The following is a 17708-nucleotide window of genomic DNA, read 5'->3' as shown; positions in this document are numbered from 1 at the left end:
GTCCAAGTTGAACAGCCGGGCGTGTTGGGTTAACAGCACGTGAGCCGCATATGACCTGAATCACATTGCGAACGGTCGGTTCCGCCAGTAATCCACAGGCTGGGTAAACCGGGCGCCGGTGGAGTACGCGATGGCGCCCAGATTGTCCCGAATGACGCTCTCGCTCATTCGGCAAATGATTGGCTACTAATCAGCGCTTAGCAGCGGGCACAATCGAGGACCACTCCCGTCCACAGACGGGGGTGGTCCTCGACGTGATGCCCTGAATCAGGCGGCGGTGACCGTCAGGTCGAACTTCGCCACCACGTCCGGGTGCAGGTGCACCGCGATGCCGTGCTTGCCGGTCGTCTTGATGTGCGCCTTCGGCAGCTCGATGCTGCGCTTGTCGACGACGGGGCCGCCCGCCGCCTTGACAGCCGCGGCGACGTCCGACTGGGTCACCGAGCCGAACAGCTTGCCGGTGCCGGCGGTCTTCACCGCCAGGGAGACCGACTCCAGGCCCTCGATGGCCTGCTTCAGCTCGTTGGCGTGGTCCAGGTCGCGCACCCGGCGGGCTTCCTGCGCCCGGCGGATGCCCTCGACCTGCTTCTGCGCGCCACGGCTGGCCACGATCGCCAGGCCGCGCGGCAGCAGGTAGTTGCGGCCGTAGCCGTCCTTGACCTCAACGGTGTCGCCGGGGGCACCGAGGTTGTCCACATCAGCGGTAAGAATCAACTTCATTGGCGTGCCTCCCTTTCTCAGCGAGCCGTCGACACGTAAGGCAGCAGGGCGACCTCACGCGAGTTCTTGACCGCAACCGCGATATCGCGCTGGTGCTGCACGCAGTTGCCGGTGACGCGGCGGGCGCGGATCTTGCCGCGGTCGCTGACGTACTTGCGCAGCAACGCCGTGTCCTTGTAATCGATCGTGACGCTTCCGGTCTTGCTCTCCTTGCAGAACGAGCAAGCCTTCTTCTTCAGCACCTTTTCGCGCGCGGGCGCTTTAGGCATGGTCTTGTACTCCGTAATCAGTGATGGCCCGAATCGGCCGGGCCGTTGTGGCCGTTCTCAGAACGGCGGTTCGTCATCCATGCGGCTGCCCCCGAAGGAGCCTGCCGCGGGCGCACTGCCCCACGGGTCGTCCTCGGCACCGCCGGAACGCCCACCGCCACCACCGGAGGAGGCATAGCCGCCACCGCCGCCGGAGCCGGACCCGAAGCCGCCGCCTCCGCTGCCGCGGCTGGTCTTGTTGACCTTCGCGGTGGCGTAGCGCAGCGAGGGACCGACCTCGTCGACCTCGAGCTCGACGACCGTGCGCTTCTCACCCTCGCGGGTTTCGTAAGAGCGCTGCTTGAGTCGTCCGCTCACGATGACACGGGAACCCCTGGTCAGGCTTTCGGCGACATTCTCCGCGGCCTCGCGCCAGATATTGCAGCGCAGGAACAGCGCTTCGCCGTCTTTCCATTCGTTCGAATTACGGTCGAACACACGGGGAGTCGACGCGACGGTGAAATTCGCCACCGCCTGTCCCGCCGGTGTGAATCGAAGCTCCGGGTCGGCCGTCAGATTTCCGATGACGGTGATGACCGTGTCGCCTGCCATGTGGTTCCTCCTGCTCGGTGTGCAGTCCGCGTCTCGCTGTTGCGCTAGAGCCTAGGCACAGGCTCCGACGCAAACGAGGGTTGCCGGACTACTTGTCGTGGCGCAGAACCTTGGTGCGCAGCACCGACTCGTTGAGACCGAGCTGGCGGTCGAGTTCGCTCACGGTGGCGGGCTCGGCGGTCAGGTCGACCACGGCGTAGATGCCCTCGGCGTGCTTGGCGATCTCGTAGGCGAGCCTGCGGCGGCCCCAGATGTCGACCTTGTCGATCTTGCCGCCCTCGGTGCGAACGACACTGAGCAGGTTGTCCAGCGACGGACCAACAGTGCGCTCGTCCAGGCTCGGATCGAGGATGACCATCACTTCGTAATGACGCACGGACCAATCACCTCCTGTGGACTAGGAAACGGCCACGGACGGTCCGTGGCAGGAGGGTCGTTGCGTCAGCAACCCGAACAGGCTACATGAGCGGCGGCTGAGCAGTGAAATCACCCCGGCGAGCCGCCCCGGCGCCATGCGGCGGGCGGCCGCGTTCACATCCGTTGGAAGGGGAACGGCGCCACGCCCGGGAGCGTCCGCTTAGGGTGGATCCATGCCGACCGGACTCGCCGCCAGCGACCTGCCCGCGGGTGGTGTGCGACGCCGCGCGGCATTCGCCGTGGTGGTGGTGCTGCTCTGCGGCCTGGTCCTCGCGCTGGCCTATGCGAACAAGGCGCGCTGCGCGGGTGCGCCGTTCGACCGGGACGGGCGCAGCACGGTTTTCGACGTCGTCAAGGATTCGGACGTCTGCTATTCCGACATCCAATTCCTCTGGCTCGGCCGGGATATCAACGAGCACGTCTTTCCATATGTGAGCGGCGGCATCACCGACGGCGGCGCGTTGGTCGGCGGCGCGGTGGAGTATCCGGTGCTCAGTGGCGTGCTGATGTGGATCGGCGCGGTCGGCGCGGACAACGACGCCGATTTCCTGCGCTACTCGGCGCTGCTGCTGGCGCCCTTCGCGCTGCTGACCGCATGGATGCTGGCCCGTCTGGCCGGGGGCGCGGCCCTGCTGTGGGCGGCCGGACCGCCGCTGGTCCTGTATGCCTTCCACAACTGGGAGCTTCCGGTCGTGTGCACGGCGGTCGCGGCCGTCTACGTGATGTCGGCGCTGACCCGCTACTCCGTGCGTACCAGAGGCATCGCGGCCGCGGTGCTGCTCGGGCTCGGATTCTGCCTCAAGCTGTATCCGGGGATCTTCGTGTTGCCTTTGCTGGCCTACGTGCTGACCGGCGGTGGCGAGCGCGACGCGGAGGGCGGTGATCGCGAGCCGGACGTCCGTGGCGCTCTGCTCACCGCGGCCGCGGCGATCGGCACCGTGGTCGTGGTCAACCTGCCGTTCGCCCTGGTGGGATACGAGGGCTGGCGCGCGTCCATCACGTTCCAGCAGTTGCGTCAGGCCGACATCACCACGAATTCGATCTGGTACTGGGGACTTCGGCCGATGTTCGGTCCCGACGCGCGCAGCGAGGCGGCGTTCCAGCAGGTGGTCTCGGTCGCCTCGCCCGTGCTGGTGCTCGCGGCGTTCGCGCTGGCCATGGTGCTCGGCTGGCGGCGTTATCTGACCACCGGCGTATTTCCCTGGGTCGGTGTGAGCGGTGCGATGCTGTGTGGATTCCTGTTGCTCCACAAAGTGCATTCCCCGCAGTACACCCTCTGGCTGGTGCCGTTCCTGGTGCTGCTCCGGATTCCCTGGTGGTTGATCGGCAGCTATCTCGTCGCCGACGCGGCCATCGGCATCGGAGTGTTCCGCTATTTCTACTCGATGGGTCAGGGCACCTCGGTCGAGCTGATGGAGCGCATCGTCCAATTCGGTGTGTGGGGGCGCGCGAGTCTGCTGATCGTCTTCTTCTTCGTCTTCCTGTGGGCGGCGCCGCGCGGAACTCGTTCGACCTCTGCCCATGTGCCGCAGCCCGGCTCGCGCAAGTTGGTCCCGGTGGTCTAGTGCCCACCGTGCCGGGCGCGGAAGGCGGCGCTTTTGGCGCGGTTGCCGCACAGGGTCATGTCGCACCAACGGCGTGAGCCGCCGCGGGAAGTGTCCACGTACAGCCGGGTGCATGCGGTGCGACCGCACTCTTTGACCAGTGCGCTGCTGCCCAGCAGCTCGATCGCGGATCGCGCGACGGCGGCCAAGGCCGCGTCCGCGTCGCCGGAGCGGACGACCGTGCCATCGGCGCGCAGGCTGACCGCCGGTGGGGCGCTGCCGGCGAATTCGTTGACGGTCCGGCGGTCGGCTTCATCGAAGGCGCTGTCCCGGGTGCCGGCCAGCGCCATGCGGTAGGCCGCCTCGCGCAGGCGCACCGCCCGCGCGAGGGTGCCGGCGTCGCTGAGCGGAGGGCTGTCGAGCAGCCCCGCGGCGACGAACCAGTCGGCCAGCGCCGCGGGGCTGGTGAGGACGTCCTCGAACGTGGTCGAGCGCCCCTTGACGGTGCCGGCGAAGTCCAGGGCGAGGTTGCCGCTCACGAAGGTGAACACGTGCTCATAGTAACCGTCTTGACAGGTTAGTGGGCCGGGTGCCACGGTGATAACCGCCCAAGGTGGTTATTCAAGGGAGGTTCCGTGCAGAACCGATTCGCGACGGTGGCCGCGCAGCCGCTGTTCGTCTTGCTGTGGAGCAGTGCGTTCATCGCCGGGGTGATCGGGGTAGGCGCCGCGCCGCCGCTGTTCGTGCTGTTCGTGCGCTTCGCCGTCGCGGGCGTGCTGCTGACGGCCTACGCCTGCATCGCGCGGGCGACTTGGCCGCAAGGCGCCCAGCTGCGTCACGTGCTCGTCGCCGGGTTGCTGATGCAGATGGTCCAGTTCGGCGCGTTCTACACGGCGATGGCCGAACATGTCTCGGCGGCGGTGATCGCGCTGGTGCAGGGCTTGAATCCGGTGGTCATCGCTCTGTGCGCCGGACTGATCGGCGAAGTCGTCACGATGCGGCAGTGGTTCGGTTTCGGCATCGGCGGTATCGGAGTCGCGCTCGCCGTGTTCGACCGATCCCACTTCTCCCTGACCGGATTGCTGCTGTGCGTGGCGGGTCTTCTCGGCCTGAGCATCGGCACCGTGTACCAGAAGCGGTTCACACCCGCCGTCGATCCGAAAGCGGCCACGGCGCTGCACGTGGCGGTCAGCGCGCCGATCGCGGGGGCATTGGCCTGGCTGTCGGGCCAAGTGCACGTGTCGGACATGAGCCGGTTCGCCGGGTCGCTCACCTGGATGGTGCTGGTGAACTCCATGGCGGCGTTCCTGCTGCTCAACGCCATGTTGCGCCGGTGGGACGCGACCAGGGTGGGCAAGCTGTTCTTCGCGACGCCCGCGGTGACCGCGATCCTGGCCTGGCTGCTGATCGATCAGCCGCTGCGACCGCTGACGGTCGCCGGGCTGGCTGTCGGCCTGGTCGGCTTGGTGTTCGCCGCTCGCAAGCCGACGACGTCGCCGGTGGTCGGGCGGCAGCCGGCGCCGGTGACGCGTTGACCTACTTGCGCCCCGCCTGCCACTGCATGCCCCACTGGTAGGCCTGGTCCAGTTCGCGCTGGGCGCCGTGGACGTAGTGCACTTCCCGGTGCACGGTGATCCCGGCGCCCTGGTTCTGCAGCAGGGCGATAGCGCACGAGCGGGCGCCGTCCACCGGAGAGTCGAGGCGGACCTCGACCTGCGGACCGGCGGTGGGATAGAGCGTCACCACACCGTCGGCGGCGGCCCAGTTGGGCACGCCCTCGTAGATGAAGGCGAAGATCAGGATGCGCCGGAACAGTTCGGGCCGGGACAGATCGATGTGCAGGTTCTCGCCCGCCGCGGCCGAACCGCTGCGATCGTCGCCGTCGAGCCGGATGTGGGGCTCGCCCTCGAGCGTGCCGAAGTTGCCGCCGATCGCCTGGACGACGCCCTTGGCGCCGTTGGACAGTTCGTAGAGGCAGCCGAGGTCCAGATCGATGGCCTTGGCGCGGCGGAAGAATCCTCGCGGGCCGCTCGACCAGTTCAGGTTGACCCGCATGGTGCCCTGCTGCTCACCGGGCTTGGTCAGGTTGATGCTCGGTGTCGCCTTCGACAGAGTCACCTTCGACAGGTTGACGCCGCCGGGGTTGTCGTTGATCCCCATGGCGCGATCCCCCCTCTGTGGAAACGAGAGCGGCAGCGGCCATCCTTCGGGATGGGGCCGCTGCCGCAACGGGTCTTCGGCTGCTTGCCAGGCCTCAGCCTACCGGCGTCGGTTCCCGTTCGCTGTCCAGTTCCTCTTCGTCTGCCCGGCCGTTGCGGACGATGCTGGTGATGAACGCCGCGCCGATGAACGCGACGCCGACCAGTCCGGTGACGATCTCGTTGATGTGCACGCCGATCGAGACCAGCAGGATCGCCGCCAGCGCGCCGATCGCCCAGTGCGCGCCGTGCTCCAGATAGACGTACTCCGACAGCGTGCCCTTGCGGACCAGGTACACCGTGATCGACCTGACGAACATGGCGCCGATCAGGCCGAGGCCGAGCGCGATGATGATCGGGTCGGAGGTGATGGCGAACGCGCCGATCACGCCGTCGAAGGAGAACGACGCGTCGAGCACCTCCAGGTAGAGGAACAGGAAGAAGCCCGCCTTACCGGTGGCCTTGGCCAGTTCGGACGGGCCGCCTTCGGTGTGCTCCTCGGTGTGGAACATGGAGCCGAGGCCGTCCACCGCGATGTAGGTGATCATGCCCAGCAGGCCCGCCACCAGGACGGTGGAGCGGTGCGCCTCGTCGGCGATGTACTCCGCCGTGAGGATCAGGCCCGCGCCCGCGACCACCACGGAGAGCATGTCCAGCTTGCCCGCCTTGGCCAGCGGCCGCTCCAGCCAGCTCAGCCAGGTGATGTCGCGTTCCTCGAAGATGAAGTTGAGGAACAGCAGGGCCAGGAACATGCCGCCGAACGCCGCGATCTGCGGGTGCGCGTCGGTGAGCAGTTTCTCGTAGCTGGGGCTGCCGTCGGGGAAGGTCAGGGCGCCGTCCGGGGGCGGGTTGAGGGCCAGGTCGAAGGCCCGGACCGGATCCAGCCCCGCGGTGATCCAGACGATCGCCAGCGGGAAGACCAACCGCATGCCGAACACGGCGATCAGCACGCCGATGGTGAGGAAGATGCGCTGCCAGAACGCGCTCATCCGTTCCAGGACGGTGGCGTTGATCACGGCGTTGTCGAACGAGAGCGACACCTCGAGGATGCCGAGGATCGCGGCGAGCGCGAGGGCGGTCGGTCCGCCGTACACGACGGCGACGACGAGCGACAGCACCGTGACGACGAGGGACATGCCGAATATGCGCAGGACCACGCTGGGACCTTTCGTGAGTGAAGAACGAGGCGGCGACGGTTGCTACCAGGGTGGCCGCTGGATCGCCGGTTGTCCAACGTTGCTCCCAGGGCGCCGGCATGCCTGGGTCGCACGACGAGGGGGCCCGTAGCCGGGCCCCCTGTGAACGGCGAAGTGTTCCTTAGACGTTCACGCCGTAGTCACGGGCGATGCCCGCGAGGCCGGAGGCGTAACCCTGGCCGATCGCGCGGAACTTCCACTCCGCGCCGTTGCGGTACAGCTCACCGAAGACCATGGCGGTCTCGGTGGAGGCGTCCTCGGTGAGGTCGTAGCGGGCGAGCTCCTCGCCGTTGCTGCGGTCCACGACGCGGATGTAGGCGTTGCGGACCTGGCCGAAGGACTGCGACCGGGAGTCGGCGTCGTAGATCGAGACCGGGAAGAAGATGCTCTCGATCGTGGGCGGGGTGTTCGCCAGGTCGACGTTGATGACCTCGTCGTCGCCCTCGCCCTCGCCGGTCCGGTTGTCGCCCGCGTGCTCGATCGAGCCCTCGGGGGAACGCAGGTTGTTGAAGAAGACGAAGTGCTGGTCGGACAGGACCTTCTTGTCCGCGCCGGTGGCGATGGCGCTGGCGTCGAGGTCGAAGTCGGTGCCGGTGGTGGTCCGCACATCCCACCCCAGGCCGACCGCAACAGCGGTGAGGTTAGGCGCCGCCTTGGTCAGCGAGACATTGCCGCCCTTGGACAAACTGACACCCATGCGGGATTCCCTTTCAATAGTCCGTCATTGGTTCCCAGCATGTCCGAATCGCCGGGGACGCCATCGACAGTAGTAGGTTTCCGCGAACTTGCGTAGGAACCCGCGTAACCCCCGGCGAACAGGAACATCTCCTACCATCGGGGCGTGGCAGGCCGGAGGCGTGGATGGTTCCGTTCGTCGGGAAACGACGAGTGGATCGAGCATGCCCGCACGACGCTCGCGACCGCGTTCCTGGACATGGATCGCCGCCAGAGCGCGGCCGAGGCGGCGGTGCACGCGGCCGAGCAGATCTTCCCCGAGCGGCGCACGGGCGCGCGCTGGGAACCGGTGCGCCACAGGTGCTATGGCGCCGCGGAAGTGTACCTGACGCTGAGCACGGAGCTGGACGCCGCGCAGCAGGGCGGCCCTCCGGTGCCGCAGGGCAGGCAACGCGTCGACGCCGCGGTGCGGCAACTGACCGACGCGGCGCGGGCGGTCGACGAGTTCTATCGCGGCGACCAGGGCAAGCTGGAAGAGGCGGTGGCGGTGCTCGGCGCGGTGCCGCAGTTGGTCCAGCGGGTGAAGGCCGACGCGGCCGGTGTGCGCGGGCGGGCCGCCGAATCGGAGTTCGCGGACTATCCCTCGGTGCGCAGGCACGCCGCCGCGGTCGATGAGGCGCTGGTCACACTGGAGGCGGCGGGTTCAGACGCACCCGGTGGCACCGTGCGGGAGGCCGCGATCCGTCTCCAGACGGTCACCAAGGAGCTGGCGGATGCTTTGGCGCAGGCGCCATCTCGGGCGGCGGCGGCGAACACCGCGATATCGTCGGTGACAACCCGCATTGCCGCCGTCCGGACCAGGGCCGAAGGCGTTGCGCCCGCGTTCTCGGCGCTGCTGCGCGAGTTCAATGCTGCGAGTTCGGCCGATCTGGCTAACAATGAGCGGGAAAGCCAGCGAGCCATCGAGGCCGCGGACGCGGCCCTGGGCAGGGCGCGTGCGGCGGCGGCAGAGAACAATCCGGAGTTTGCACTTGAACTGACCACATCCGCGCGCGGGTTCCTCGCCGAGGCCGAGCAGCGAGTCGACGCCGTCACCAAGCGGCTGGCCCTGCTGCGTGCGATCCGGTCCGACCCGCAAGAACACGCCAAGGCCGTACGATTCCGGCTGCGGGACGCGCAGATGCTCGCGGTGAGCCGCGGGCTGGTCGCCGAATGGGGTTCGGTCCTCGACGCGCAAGCGGCGCGAATCGACCGAATCAGCGAAACACTGTCGGGGCGCCACCCCGACTACTGGGCCTATGTGGCGGAACTGGATGCCGTCACCGAATTCATAGCCGGGGTAGTGGATCGAATGAGAAAACAATCAGGACCACGACGAGAATGAGGATGGGGCAACGATGACCGCAGGCATCGCCGTCCAGCAGGAGGTTTCCCTGCGGAAGCGAATGCCGCTGCGCCACTTCCGGCAGTTGCACGGCCCAGAGGCGAGGCGTCTTTTCCACCGGCAGCCCGAGGCGTTCGGCGACGACGACACCGATCGCGAGCTGCTCGCCATCGGCCTCGGCGCCACGCTGTACGCGCCGGCGACCAGGCCCGATCTCGCGGAGACGATCGGCAGGCGCGCCGCGCACGGCGTGTGTTCGATGGTGATCGACCTCGAGGACGCGGTCGCCGATCACGAAGTGGAGTACGCCAAGCGCCAGACCGTGGCCGCGCTGGATCTGCTCGCGGGCAGCCACGACGCCAACCCGCTGCTGTTCGTGCGGGTGCGCGACGCGGACACGATCACCGAGCTCATCGAGCAACTCGGGCCGGGAGCCAAGGTGCTGACCGGGTTCGTGTTCCCGAAGTTCGACAGCGTCACCGGGCCGAAGTACCTCAACGCGCTGAACGTGGCGGCCCAGCGGGTGGACCGGCCGCTGTACGGAATGCCGGTGCTGGAGTCGGCGGGGCTGGTGCACCGGGAGACCCGCGATTACGAGCTGACCCAGATCGCGGCGCTGCTGGCCGCGCACCGGGACCGGGTGCTGGCGGTGCGGGTCGGCGCGACCGACATGTGCTCGACCTTCGGCATCCGCCGCGACCGCGACCTGACCATCTACGACGTGCGCGTGGTCGCCGACGTGATCGCCGACATCGTGAACTACCTCGGGCGCGCGGACGGGACCGGTTTCGTCATCACGGGGCCGGTGTGGGAGTACTTCGCCGATCACGAACGGATGTTCCGTCCGCTGCTGCGGACCGCGCCGTTCGAGGAATCCGACGCGGTGCCGTTCCGGCAGTACCTGGTCAGCCGGGATCTGGACGGTTTGCTGCGGGAGATCACACTGGACCGGGCCAACGGCATCCAGGGCAAGACGGTGATCCACCCGTCCCACGTTGCGGCCGTGCACGCGCTGTCGGTGGTGACGCACGAGGAGTACTCGGACGCGCTGGACATCCTGCGCGACGACGTCGGCGGCGTTGCGGCCTCCGGCTACCGGAACAAGATGAACGAGATGCGGCCGCATCGCAGCTGGGCGCGGCAGACACTGCTGCGCGCGCGGGTGTTCGGCGTGGCGAACAAGGGAGTGTCGTTCGTGGATCTGCTGACGGCGTTGGTCACCGTATGAGCCGGGCCGCTACCGAATTCGACAACCGAACACCTTGGGCGACAAAAGTTCTCGGCATCGAACTGCATCACGACACCAGCGGCGCACCGGACCGGCTGCGCACCGCGCGGCTGCCGATCACGGCCTTGGTGCGGCCGGGAGTGCGCCACAACAATCGGCGCAGGGCGCACCTGTTGGTCTCCACCGTGCTAGGCAAGCACCTGCCGACCGATCCGCGGGTGGTGCTCGGCGCGGGCGATCACCTCGGCGATCTGGTCCGCGCGGTGCTCGGTGAGCGCCCAGCCGTCGTGCTCGGATTCGCCGAGACCGCAACCGGTCTCGGCCATTGCGTGGCAGCGCGGATCGGCGCGAGCTGCTATCTGCATTCGACCCGGCGCGCGGTGCCGCACGCGACGACGCTCGCCGGGTTCGAGGAGGGACACTCGCACGCCACTTCCCACCTGCTGCAACCGGCGCCGGCCGACATCTTCGTCAACGATCTGCCGCTGGTGCTGGTGGACGACGAGATCTCCACCGGTGACACCGCGATCGACGCGGTGCGGGCACTGCACGCCTTCGCGCCCCGCACGCACTATGTGCTCGCGTCGCTGGTCGATCTGCGCACCGATGCCCAGCGGGCTGGATTCGATGCCGTGGCAGCCGAACTCGGGGCGCGCATCGACACGGTGTGCCTCGCCACCGGCCGCGCGTCGCTGCCCGACGGGCTGGTGGACGCGGTCGGCGCGCTTCCCGAACCTCGGCTGAACCCGACCGCCGGGCACACCGGTTCGTTCGGGAGAGTCGAACTCCCCTGGCCGGCCGCTGTGCCGGAGGGCGGCAGGCACGGCATCCTCGCCTCCGAAACCGGCGCGTTCGAGGCCGCGCTGGCGCACGCGGGACGGGCGCTGGCCGCTCGGCTCGACGCCGACTTCCCCGGCCGGAACGTCATCGTGCTCGGGCACGAGGAGCTGATGTACCTGCCCCTGCGGCTGGCGGCGCTGCTCGCCGAGTCGGGGACGTCCACGCGTTTCCAGACCACCACGCGATCGCCCGCGTACGTGCTGGACGAGCCGGGGTATCCGTTGCGGCGGGGATTCCGGTTCGTCGCGCCCGAACCGGGCGACGCCGCGCCGCGCTATCTGTACAACGCGCAGTGGCCCGCGACCTCGCTCGACTTGTTCGAGGCCGACCTCGCGGGGCTTGGCACGCTGCTCACCGGTTCGTCGCACGGCGATGCCGTCGCGATCTCGGACGACGGCGTCGACAGTGGCGCCGAGGGCGACGGCCCGGCCGCCGACCCGGTGCTCGTCGTCGTGGTCGACTCGCCCGCCGATACCGCGGAGCTGACGGCCGAGCACGGGCTGATCGACGTGCTGACCGCTTCCGGGGCCGACGTCCTGCTCGCGGTGCTGCCGGAAGCGGACCCGCGGCGGCTGCACGCCGAGCGCATGGAGTCGAACGGGAGCCGGGTATGACGAGCACCGAGGTGGGCGCGCTACCGGCCCCACTGCACGGACCGGAGTTCGGCTCCTACGCGGCCGAAGAGGTCTCCTGGCTGCTGAAAGACCTGTCGGATATCGATCTGGAAGCCGACATCGCCGAGCGGGAACGGCGGATCCAGGCCGGGAAGGCGCACTACGCGGAGTCGCTGCCGATCGAGTACCAGCCCGACGCGTCGTACCGGGCGCTGTTCGACGAGGTGCTCGCCGCCAGCGCCGAACGGCTCGCGCTGGCCGTGGCGACCGTGTCGGAGCTGGTGATCGCCGAGCGCGGCGAGAACATCGTCCTGGTCTCGCTGGCGCGTGCGGGCACGCCGGTCGGCATTCTGATGCGCCGCTGGCTGCGGGCGCGGCGCCCGAGCCTGGAGGTGCCGCACTACGCGGTGTCGATCGTGCGGGATCGCGGCATCGACGCCGTGGCGCTGGACTATCTGGCCGAGCATCACGATCCGTCCTCGGTCGTTTTCGTGGACGGATGGACCGGCAAAGGCGCGATCACCCGCGAGCTGACCGAAGCGCTGGACGCCTACCATGCCGCGGGCGGTCCGCGGTTCGACGACGAATTGGCGGTGCTGGCCGATCCCGGGCACTGCGTGCGCACCTACGGCACCCGCGACGACTTCCTCATCGCGTCGGCCTGCCTGAACTCGACGGTCTCCGGCTTGGTTTCGCGCACGGTCCTGAACGACACCCTGATCGGGCCGGGCGAGTTCCACGGCGCCAAGTTCTACCGCGAACTGGCCGGTGACGACGTGTCCGGGCGTCTGCTCGACACCGTGAGCGGCGCGTTCGACGCGGTGCGCGACCGGGTGCCCGCCGAGGTGGCCGCGATCCGCGCGAGCGACCGGACGCCCACCTGGACCGGCTGGACGTCGGTGGAGCAGGTACAGCAGCGATACGGCATTCCCAGCGTGAACTTCGTGAAGCCAGGGGTCGGCGAGACCACACGGGTGCTGCTGCGGCGGGTGCCGTGGCGGGTGCTGGTACGCGAGGCGGACGCGCCGGAGCACGCGCACATCAGGATGCTGGCCTCGGCCAGGGGCGTCCCGGTCGAAGTCGTCGCCGACCTGGCATATTCGTGCATGGGACTGATCAAGGATGTGCAGCAGTGAACCTATCCACGCCGACCCGCCGAAGACGCGCGCTGATCGCGACCGACCTGGACCGGACGATGATCTACTCGCGTAACGCCATCAGCACCACCGCCGACGTGCCGACGGTCTGCGTGGAGCATCTGGAAGGGGCGCCGCTGTCGTTCATGACCACCACCGCGGCGCTACGGATGCAGACCCTGACCGAACCCGCCGCCGTCGTTCCCACCACCACCCGCACCATCAAACAGTTCGACCGCATCCGCCTGCCCGGAGCGCCGTGGCGCTACGCGATCACAAGCAACGGCGGGAACATCCTGGTCGACGGCGTGCCCGATTTGAGCTGGCGCATCGGCATCGACGCCCAGGTTCGCGCGGGGGGCGCCACGCTGTCGGAGGTGAGCAAGGAACTGCACACCCGCATCGATGACTCCTGGGTCACCAAGTTCCGCGTGGCCGATCATCTGTTCTGCTACCTGGTGGTGAAGCCCAAGGAGGTTCCCGAGGGGTTCTTGGCCGAGTGGGACGACTGGTGCCGTCCGCGCGGCTGGTCCGCGTCCCAGCAGGGCCGCAAGATCTACACCATGCCGCAGGCCGTCTGCAAGAGCCGCGCGGTGGACGAGGTGCGCAAGCGCCTCTGGGAAAGCGGCGAACTCGCCGACGACGCCCGCACCCTCGCGGCGGGCGACGGCGCCCTCGACGCCGAAATGCTGCGCGCGGCCGACTCCGCCATCCGCCCCCGCCACGGCGAACTCGAACAACTCAACTGGACCCACCCCAACCTCACCGTCACCCGAGCCACCGGCATCCTCGCGGGCGAGGAAATCATCAACTGGTTCATCAAGGCAGCCCCGACGCCTTCCGAATAGCCAGGACGGCATCGGTGTACTGCTCGGCTGGTGATATCGCCCCTCGATCATGTGACGGATCCTCTCGGTCGGACGGGCTCGTGCACTCACACCACGTCGGCGGCGGGGTCGAAGGTGGATTTGAAGTCCGGGCATTCGACCAGGGGGTCGTGGGTGCAGGTGGCGGCGTGGCGGAGGCTGTCGCGCATGCGGATGAGGCGGGTGATGTCCTCGTCCAGTTGGTTCGCTTTTTCGGCCATGCGGGCGCGTAGTTCGGCGTCGGAGGGGGAGGCGCGCAGGAAGCGGGCGATTTCGGCGAGGGTGAAACCGGCGCCTCGGGCGCAGGAGATGAGGGCTAGGCGGTTCAGGATGTCGGGGTGGTAGGTGCGGCGCAGGCCGTTGCGGCCGGTCGCGGCGATGAGACCGCGCTTCTCGTAGAAGCGCAGGGCGGAGGGGGCGAGGCCGGTTCGTTCGCCGACCTCGGCGATATCGAGCAGGACGTCGGTCATCTCGTCTCCTTGACTTGAACCGCGCTTCAAGTCACAGACTAGCTCGCATGACGATTCACCACCTCAATTGCGGATCGGTTCGGCAGATCGAGGCCACCTACGACGGACCCGCGCCCGCCAACGCCGTGAACCATTGCCTGCTGGTCGAGACGGCATCCAGTGGCCTGGTCCTGATCGAGACGGGGATCGGGCTGGACGACGTGCGCGACCCGGCGGGCACGCTCGGGGCGCAATGGGTGGCGATGGCCCAGCCCGTGCTCGCCGAGGACGAGACCGCGATCCGGCAGGTCGAGCGGCTCGGCTACGACCCCGCCGACGTCCGGCACATCATTCTCACCCACCTCGACGTGGACCACTGCGGCGGACTGCCCGATTTCCCGCACGCGCGGGTCCACGTCCTCGCGGCCGAACTGGCGGCGGCGCAGGCCGAAGCGCCGAGCTTCCGCTACCGCTCCGCGCACTGGGCGCACGATCCGAACTGGGTGGCCTACCCGTCGGAACCGACCGGACAATGGTTCGGCTTCAACGCGATTCAACCGAAGGACCTGCCCGGCGACTTCCAGCTGATCCCGCTGGGCGGGCACACCGCAGGCCACACGGGAGTCGCCGTCCGAGACGGCGACCGCTGGCTGCTGCACTGCGGTGACGCGTACTACTACCATCGCGAACTCGACGCCGCCCCGCAGCCGCACCCGGTGCTCGATATGGTGCAGACCAGCTCCGAGGTCCACCACGACCTGCGGCTGGGCACCCAGGCGCGGCTGCGCGAACTACACCGCGATCACGGGGACGAGGTCACCCTGATCAGCGCGCACGACCCGTGGGAATTCCTGCGGGCGAGCTGACCCGTCACCGTCGCTGCCAGCACTGCGCGCGGTCACCGAGATTCCACCAGGAGACATAGCCGGGGTCCTGGTCGAGCAGGGTCCATTCCTTCTCGAGCAGGTCGAAGAACGCGCTGTCGGCCGTGCGCCCGCCGCGGGCCTCGCCGATGTAGATCAGCGACGACCCGCCCGCCTCCTGGTAGGCGGCGAGAGTGGTGGAGGCCATCGGGTTCTCCCAGCCGGGCGGCCAGCAGAGGAACAGCGCGTGGTCGGCGTGCGCGGCGACCAGATCGTCCGGTGTGGACGGCGGCGTCGCGGTGGGATGCCAGGTCGCGGTTTGTCCTGCCGCGGCCGGGAACGCCGAGTTCGTCGCACGGTCGGGCGGATGCGAGTCGAAAGCATCTGTCGGCACACCGATTCGCGTGAGCTGATGCGCCCAGTAACCGCGTCCGGCTCCGACCTCGAAGATCGGCCTGCCCTGGGCGACGTCGCCGACCCAGCGCAGCGTTGCGGGGGAGGGAATCGCGTAGGCGTACGCGGCTTGCAACACGATCTGCGCATAGGCCAGTCGTGCACTGCCTTTGGGGTTCCCACCGTTCACCTCGGCGCGGTTCGCCCGTTCCGCCGGGCCGGGCGACACCGCGGCGGCGACGATGTCCCAGTACGGGTTCGTGCTCGCGCCGCCGGTCATGTAGTGCAGAAGGTGTAAGTCGAATGTGGCGTCGGCGATCTCGTCACCGGTGCCGGGCAACCGGCCCGCGGTGGACCAGTAGTCGGCAACTCGTGGATACGCTGTCGCGAAAGAGGATTCGTCTCGCACCAGGTCCGTCAGCGCCGTGCGACGCTGCGGCGAGAGCGCCAAGTCAGCCATCCCTCGATTTTCCGCCGACCGTCACCACCCACGGCGGAGATCGATACGAGTTCACCGACCCGTCGCGAATCCTTCTCTCTCCGTGAGTAAACGCGCAGGCGGCGAAGTTGCTCCGACGCGGTTCGTGCCCCCGGCTCAGTCGCTGCCACGCACAGACAGTCCCGAGCGTGCCGAGGTAGGCCGTTTCGCTGGGCCGACGCGATTCCGGCGTGAACATCGAAGTCACGGCCGATGTCGGACAGCTGTTCGCACACGGTTACGCCGGTACGTGATCGAGGCCGGAAATGAAGGATATCGACAGCGGGCCGCGAATCCGCCTTGCGAGTGAATACGCGGTACGCCCGCGGCCGCAGTGGGCGGCGCGATCCGGGTACCCGATCGCGCTACCTCCGCGTTTCAGTACTGCTGATGCCCGGCCAACTGCTGCGCGATGATTCCCTGCAATCGTTGCAGGCCGCCGACGGTGATCCCGCTCTGGATCTGGCCCTCGATGGTGCGCACCAGCACGGAGTCGCTGAGCACCTTCTCGCTGGACTGGATCAGCACGGTTCCCGCGCCGGTGAACTCGAACTGGCGCTCCTCACCGGAGTTCACGCCGAAGCGCGCCGCGCCGGCGGCCAGGAAGTTCGAGATCCACCCCTCGTCGTAGTGGTGGCTGGGGGAGGGGCAGTCCGCCCAACCGACCAGCGACTCCGGGTCGACGCGCAGCGGTGGCTCCGCGAACATCACCGGCCCGTTGGAGGAGGCGAGGAACTTGCCGGTACCGATCAAGGTGAGGAATCCGGGCACGATGGACTGGTTGAGCGACAGGCCGGGCTCGAAGGCCAGCAGGTTCGCCGCCCGGATGGTCAGGTTGCCGTTGTCCTCGAGATCGTAGGAATTGATGTCGTAACCGCGGTCGCCGATGATCAGCTTGCCGTGCCCCTCCGCGACGACGTAGTCGCCGGTGAACAGCGGCGCCGAGAACTGCTGCGACACCATGTGCAGCAGTCCGCCCTGCAACCCGTGGGTGAGCGCCTGGAACCGGATGTCGCCGTAGTAGGCGATCATCGCGCCCTTGCGCATGAACCACGGCTTGTTCATGTCGATGCAATAGGCGTAGTTGTTTCCCGGGATGTTGTCGCTCTCACCGAGATTCATGGGGCTGAAGATCTGGGACATGCTCACAACTTCTCTTCGGAGGCCTGCACGTAGACGACGCCCTGACCGGCGCAATGCAATTGCATCGCCTCTCCGGAGCCGCGCCCGACGGCGTCCCGCCAGCTCAGCGCCGCCTTGAGTTCGGTCTGCACATTGCCGTACGCGGCGACGAAGGCTTGCGGATCGACCACGATCGGATTCGGTCCGCCCACTTGCAGTTCCAGGAAGCCGCCGTGCGCGAGCAGCACCGCGGCGCCCTGCCCGGACAACTGGGTGGTGAACAGGCCTTGGCCGGTCAGCGCGCCCGACGCGGCGCCGCGCAGCGCGCCCATCAGGCCACCGCCGCCTCCGCCGCCCGAACTCATCACCGAGACCACCGAACTCTGCAGCCCGGCGGTGTTGGCGAGTAGCCGCGAAGCCTCGACGCGCAGGGTCGCGCCCGGCTGCATGTGCACCACGTGCACTTCCAGACCGGCGAATCCGTAATGGACCACTCCGTTGCCCTGAGCGAGCATGGTGCGTTCGTGCTCGCCCGCCATCGCGCGGCCGGCCAGACCCATCAGCCCGCCCATGCCCCCCATCCCCTGCGCCCCCGGAATCTGATGCGGAGCAAAGGAGACAGCGCCGGTATAGAACAGCATCGCGCCGCTGCGGGCGACCACACCGCCCGCCATCCCGACGTCGACCTTGACGACTTTGCCGTTGACCTTCTCGAACATCCGCCT

Annotated in this window: 20 protein-coding genes; 8 read left to right on the top strand and 12 right to left on the bottom strand. The window is 68.2% G+C overall.

Annotation, left to right across the window (positions count from 1 at the left end; genetic code table 11):
* Positions 1 to 267: 267 nt before the first annotated feature.
* The 4 genes from rplI to rpsF all read right to left on the bottom strand — a co-directional run bounded on the left by rplI (position 268) and on the right by rpsF (position 1956).
* Positions 268 to 720: a 50S ribosomal protein L9 gene (gene rplI, locus U3653_RS01835; RefSeq protein WP_067808439.1), complete on the bottom strand. Its 453-nt coding sequence runs from the start codon at positions 718 to 720 to the stop codon at positions 268 to 270.
* Positions 721 to 737: 17 nt separating this feature from the next.
* Positions 738 to 989 (bottom strand): 30S ribosomal protein S18, encoded by a 252-nt coding sequence (rpsR, locus tag U3653_RS01830; protein ID WP_067808438.1) that lies wholly within the window; start codon positions 987 to 989, stop codon positions 738 to 740.
* A 57-nt stretch (positions 990 to 1046) separates the two neighbouring features.
* Positions 1047 to 1580 carry a single-stranded DNA-binding protein gene (locus tag U3653_RS01825; protein ID WP_067808436.1) on the bottom strand — a complete coding sequence of 178 codons (534 nt, stop codon included), beginning with the start codon at positions 1578 to 1580 and terminating at the stop codon, positions 1047 to 1049.
* 88 nt (positions 1581 to 1668) lie between these two features.
* Positions 1669 to 1956, bottom strand: coding sequence for a 30S ribosomal protein S6 (gene rpsF / locus U3653_RS01820; RefSeq protein WP_039803204.1), 288 nt, complete (start codon positions 1954 to 1956; stop codon positions 1669 to 1671).
* Between the two features lie 214 nt (positions 1957 to 2170).
* Between rpsF and U3653_RS01815 the strand changes: the two genes are divergently transcribed.
* Positions 2171 to 3562 (top strand): hypothetical protein, encoded by a 1392-nt coding sequence (locus tag U3653_RS01815; RefSeq protein WP_195079488.1) that lies wholly within the window; start codon positions 2171 to 2173, stop codon positions 3560 to 3562.
* Here the strand turns inward: U3653_RS01815 and U3653_RS01810 are convergent.
* A complete protein-coding gene (locus tag U3653_RS01810) occupies positions 3559 to 4092 on the bottom strand; it encodes a CGNR zinc finger domain-containing protein (RefSeq protein WP_195079487.1) in 534 nt (177 codons plus the stop codon). The two genes, U3653_RS01815 and U3653_RS01810, sit on opposite strands and share 4 nt — an antisense overlap.
* Before the next feature lie 84 nt (positions 4093 to 4176).
* Here U3653_RS01810 and U3653_RS01805 point away from each other — a divergent pair, with 84 nt between their 5' ends.
* Positions 4177 to 5076, top strand: coding sequence for a DMT family transporter (locus U3653_RS01805; RefSeq protein ID WP_323124333.1), 900 nt, complete (start codon positions 4177 to 4179; stop codon positions 5074 to 5076).
* A 1-nt stretch (position 5077) separates the two neighbouring features.
* On the opposite strand, the gene U3653_RS01800 is transcribed toward U3653_RS01805, so the two are convergent.
* From U3653_RS01800 to U3653_RS01790, 3 genes are all read right to left on the bottom strand, one after another.
* Positions 5078 to 5701: a TerD family protein gene (locus U3653_RS01800; protein ID WP_195079486.1), complete on the bottom strand. Its 624-nt coding sequence runs from the start codon at positions 5699 to 5701 to the stop codon at positions 5078 to 5080.
* A 94-nt stretch (positions 5702 to 5795) separates the two neighbouring features.
* Complete coding sequence (locus U3653_RS01795; RefSeq protein ID WP_195079485.1) at positions 5796 to 6896, bottom strand: DUF475 domain-containing protein; 1101 nt, start codon at positions 6894 to 6896, stop codon at positions 5796 to 5798.
* A gap of 160 nt (positions 6897 to 7056) precedes the next feature.
* The gene (locus U3653_RS01790) at positions 7057 to 7632 is read right to left on the bottom strand and encodes a TerD family protein (protein WP_067808425.1); all 576 of its coding nucleotides are present in this window, start codon (positions 7630 to 7632) and stop codon (positions 7057 to 7059) included.
* Positions 7633 to 7869: 237 nt separating this feature from the next.
* On the opposite strand from U3653_RS01790, the gene U3653_RS01785 reads away from it, so the two are divergent.
* The 5 genes from U3653_RS01785 to U3653_RS01765 are packed head-to-tail and all read left to right on the top strand — an operon-like array spanning position 7870 to position 13660.
* Positions 7870 to 8994, top strand: a complete 1125-nt coding sequence (locus tag U3653_RS01785; protein WP_195079856.1) for a hypothetical protein — start codon at positions 7870 to 7872, stop codon at positions 8992 to 8994.
* Positions 8995 to 9007: 13 nt separating this feature from the next.
* Positions 9008 to 10222, top strand: coding sequence for an HpcH/HpaI aldolase/citrate lyase family protein (locus U3653_RS01780; protein WP_195079484.1), 1215 nt, complete (start codon positions 9008 to 9010; stop codon positions 10220 to 10222).
* Positions 10219 to 11676, top strand: coding sequence for a phosphoribosyltransferase domain-containing protein (locus tag U3653_RS01775; protein WP_195079483.1), 1458 nt, complete (start codon positions 10219 to 10221; stop codon positions 11674 to 11676). Before U3653_RS01780 ends, U3653_RS01775 begins: the two co-directional genes overlap by 4 nt.
* Entirely contained in the window at positions 11673 to 12812 is a 1140-nt protein-coding gene (locus U3653_RS01770; RefSeq protein ID WP_195079482.1) for a cysteine protease StiP family protein, read from the top strand. Before U3653_RS01775 ends, U3653_RS01770 begins: the two co-directional genes overlap by 4 nt.
* 59 nt (positions 12813 to 12871) lie before the next feature.
* Positions 12872 to 13660 (top strand): HAD family hydrolase, encoded by a 789-nt coding sequence (locus U3653_RS01765; protein WP_195079855.1) that lies wholly within the window; start codon positions 12872 to 12874, stop codon positions 13658 to 13660.
* Between the two features lie 86 nt (positions 13661 to 13746).
* Here the strand turns inward: U3653_RS01765 and U3653_RS01760 are convergent, their stop codons facing one another.
* Positions 13747 to 14148 (bottom strand): MerR family transcriptional regulator, encoded by a 402-nt coding sequence (locus U3653_RS01760; RefSeq protein WP_195079481.1) that lies wholly within the window; start codon positions 14146 to 14148, stop codon positions 13747 to 13749.
* 47 nt (positions 14149 to 14195) lie between these two features.
* Between U3653_RS01760 and U3653_RS01755 the strand changes: the two genes are divergently transcribed.
* Complete coding sequence (locus U3653_RS01755; protein WP_195079480.1) at positions 14196 to 14993, top strand: MBL fold metallo-hydrolase; 798 nt, start codon at positions 14196 to 14198, stop codon at positions 14991 to 14993.
* Between the two features lie 4 nt (positions 14994 to 14997).
* Here U3653_RS01755 and U3653_RS01750 read toward each other — a convergent pair whose 3' ends face one another.
* The 3 genes from U3653_RS01750 to U3653_RS01740 form a co-directional block, all read right to left on the bottom strand.
* A complete protein-coding gene (locus U3653_RS01750; protein ID WP_195079479.1) occupies positions 14998 to 15843 on the bottom strand; it encodes a hypothetical protein in 846 nt (281 codons plus the stop codon).
* A gap of 396 nt (positions 15844 to 16239) precedes the next feature.
* Positions 16240 to 17004 (bottom strand): AIM24 family protein, encoded by a 765-nt coding sequence (locus U3653_RS01745; protein WP_195079478.1) that lies wholly within the window; start codon positions 17002 to 17004, stop codon positions 16240 to 16242.
* Positions 17005 to 17006: 2 nt separating this feature from the next.
* Positions 17007 to 17702: an AIM24 family protein gene (locus U3653_RS01740; protein ID WP_195079477.1), complete on the bottom strand. Its 696-nt coding sequence runs from the start codon at positions 17700 to 17702 to the stop codon at positions 17007 to 17009.
* Positions 17703 to 17708: the final 6 nt, after the last annotated feature.

It is taken from the genome of Nocardia implantans, from assembly GCF_035544775.1.
Classification (GTDB): Bacteria; Actinomycetota; Actinomycetes; order Mycobacteriales; family Mycobacteriaceae; genus Nocardia; species Nocardia implantans.
This window is presented reverse-complemented; position numbering and strand designations above follow the sequence as displayed.

What these genes read in the sequence shown, in the direction of transcription:
- rplI (WP_067808439.1), bottom strand. Translation starts at nt 720, where the DNA reads ATGAAGTTGATTCTTACCGCTGATGTGGACAACCTCGGTGCCCCCGGC.
- rpsR (WP_067808438.1), bottom strand. Translation starts at nt 989, where the DNA reads ATGCCTAAAGCGCCCGCGCGCGAAAAGGTGCTGAAGAAGAAGGCTTGC.
- U3653_RS01825 (WP_067808436.1), bottom strand. Translation starts at nt 1,580, where the DNA reads ATGGCAGGCGACACGGTCATCACCGTCATCGGAAATCTGACGGCCGAC.
- U3653_RS01815 (WP_195079488.1), top strand. Translation starts at nt 2,171, where the DNA reads ATGCCGACCGGACTCGCCGCCAGCGACCTGCCCGCGGGTGGTGTGCGA.
- U3653_RS01800 (WP_195079486.1), bottom strand. Translation starts at nt 5,701, where the DNA reads ATGGGGATCAACGACAACCCCGGCGGCGTCAACCTGTCGAAGGTGACT.
- U3653_RS01790 (WP_067808425.1), bottom strand. Translation starts at nt 7,632, where the DNA reads ATGGGTGTCAGTTTGTCCAAGGGCGGCAATGTCTCGCTGACCAAGGCG.
- U3653_RS01785 (WP_195079856.1), top strand. Translation starts at nt 7,870, where the DNA reads ATGGATCGCCGCCAGAGCGCGGCCGAGGCGGCGGTGCACGCGGCCGAG.
- U3653_RS01780 (WP_195079484.1), top strand. Translation starts at nt 9,008, where the DNA reads ATGACCGCAGGCATCGCCGTCCAGCAGGAGGTTTCCCTGCGGAAGCGA.
- U3653_RS01775 (WP_195079483.1), top strand. Translation starts at nt 10,219, where the DNA reads ATGAGCCGGGCCGCTACCGAATTCGACAACCGAACACCTTGGGCGACA.
- U3653_RS01770 (WP_195079482.1), top strand. Translation starts at nt 11,673, where the DNA reads ATGACGAGCACCGAGGTGGGCGCGCTACCGGCCCCACTGCACGGACCG.
- U3653_RS01765 (WP_195079855.1), top strand. Translation starts at nt 12,872, where the DNA reads ATGATCTACTCGCGTAACGCCATCAGCACCACCGCCGACGTGCCGACG.
- U3653_RS01760 (WP_195079481.1), bottom strand. Translation starts at nt 14,148, where the DNA reads ATGACCGACGTCCTGCTCGATATCGCCGAGGTCGGCGAACGAACCGGC.
- U3653_RS01755 (WP_195079480.1), top strand. Translation starts at nt 14,196, where the DNA reads ATGACGATTCACCACCTCAATTGCGGATCGGTTCGGCAGATCGAGGCC.
- U3653_RS01750 (WP_195079479.1), bottom strand. Translation starts at nt 15,843, where the DNA reads ATGGCTGACTTGGCGCTCTCGCCGCAGCGTCGCACGGCGCTGACGGAC.
- U3653_RS01745 (WP_195079478.1), bottom strand. Translation starts at nt 17,004, where the DNA reads ATGTCCCAGATCTTCAGCCCCATGAATCTCGGTGAGAGCGACAACATC.
- U3653_RS01740 (WP_195079477.1), bottom strand. Translation starts at nt 17,702, where the DNA reads ATGTTCGAGAAGGTCAACGGCAAAGTCGTCAAGGTCGACGTCGGGATG.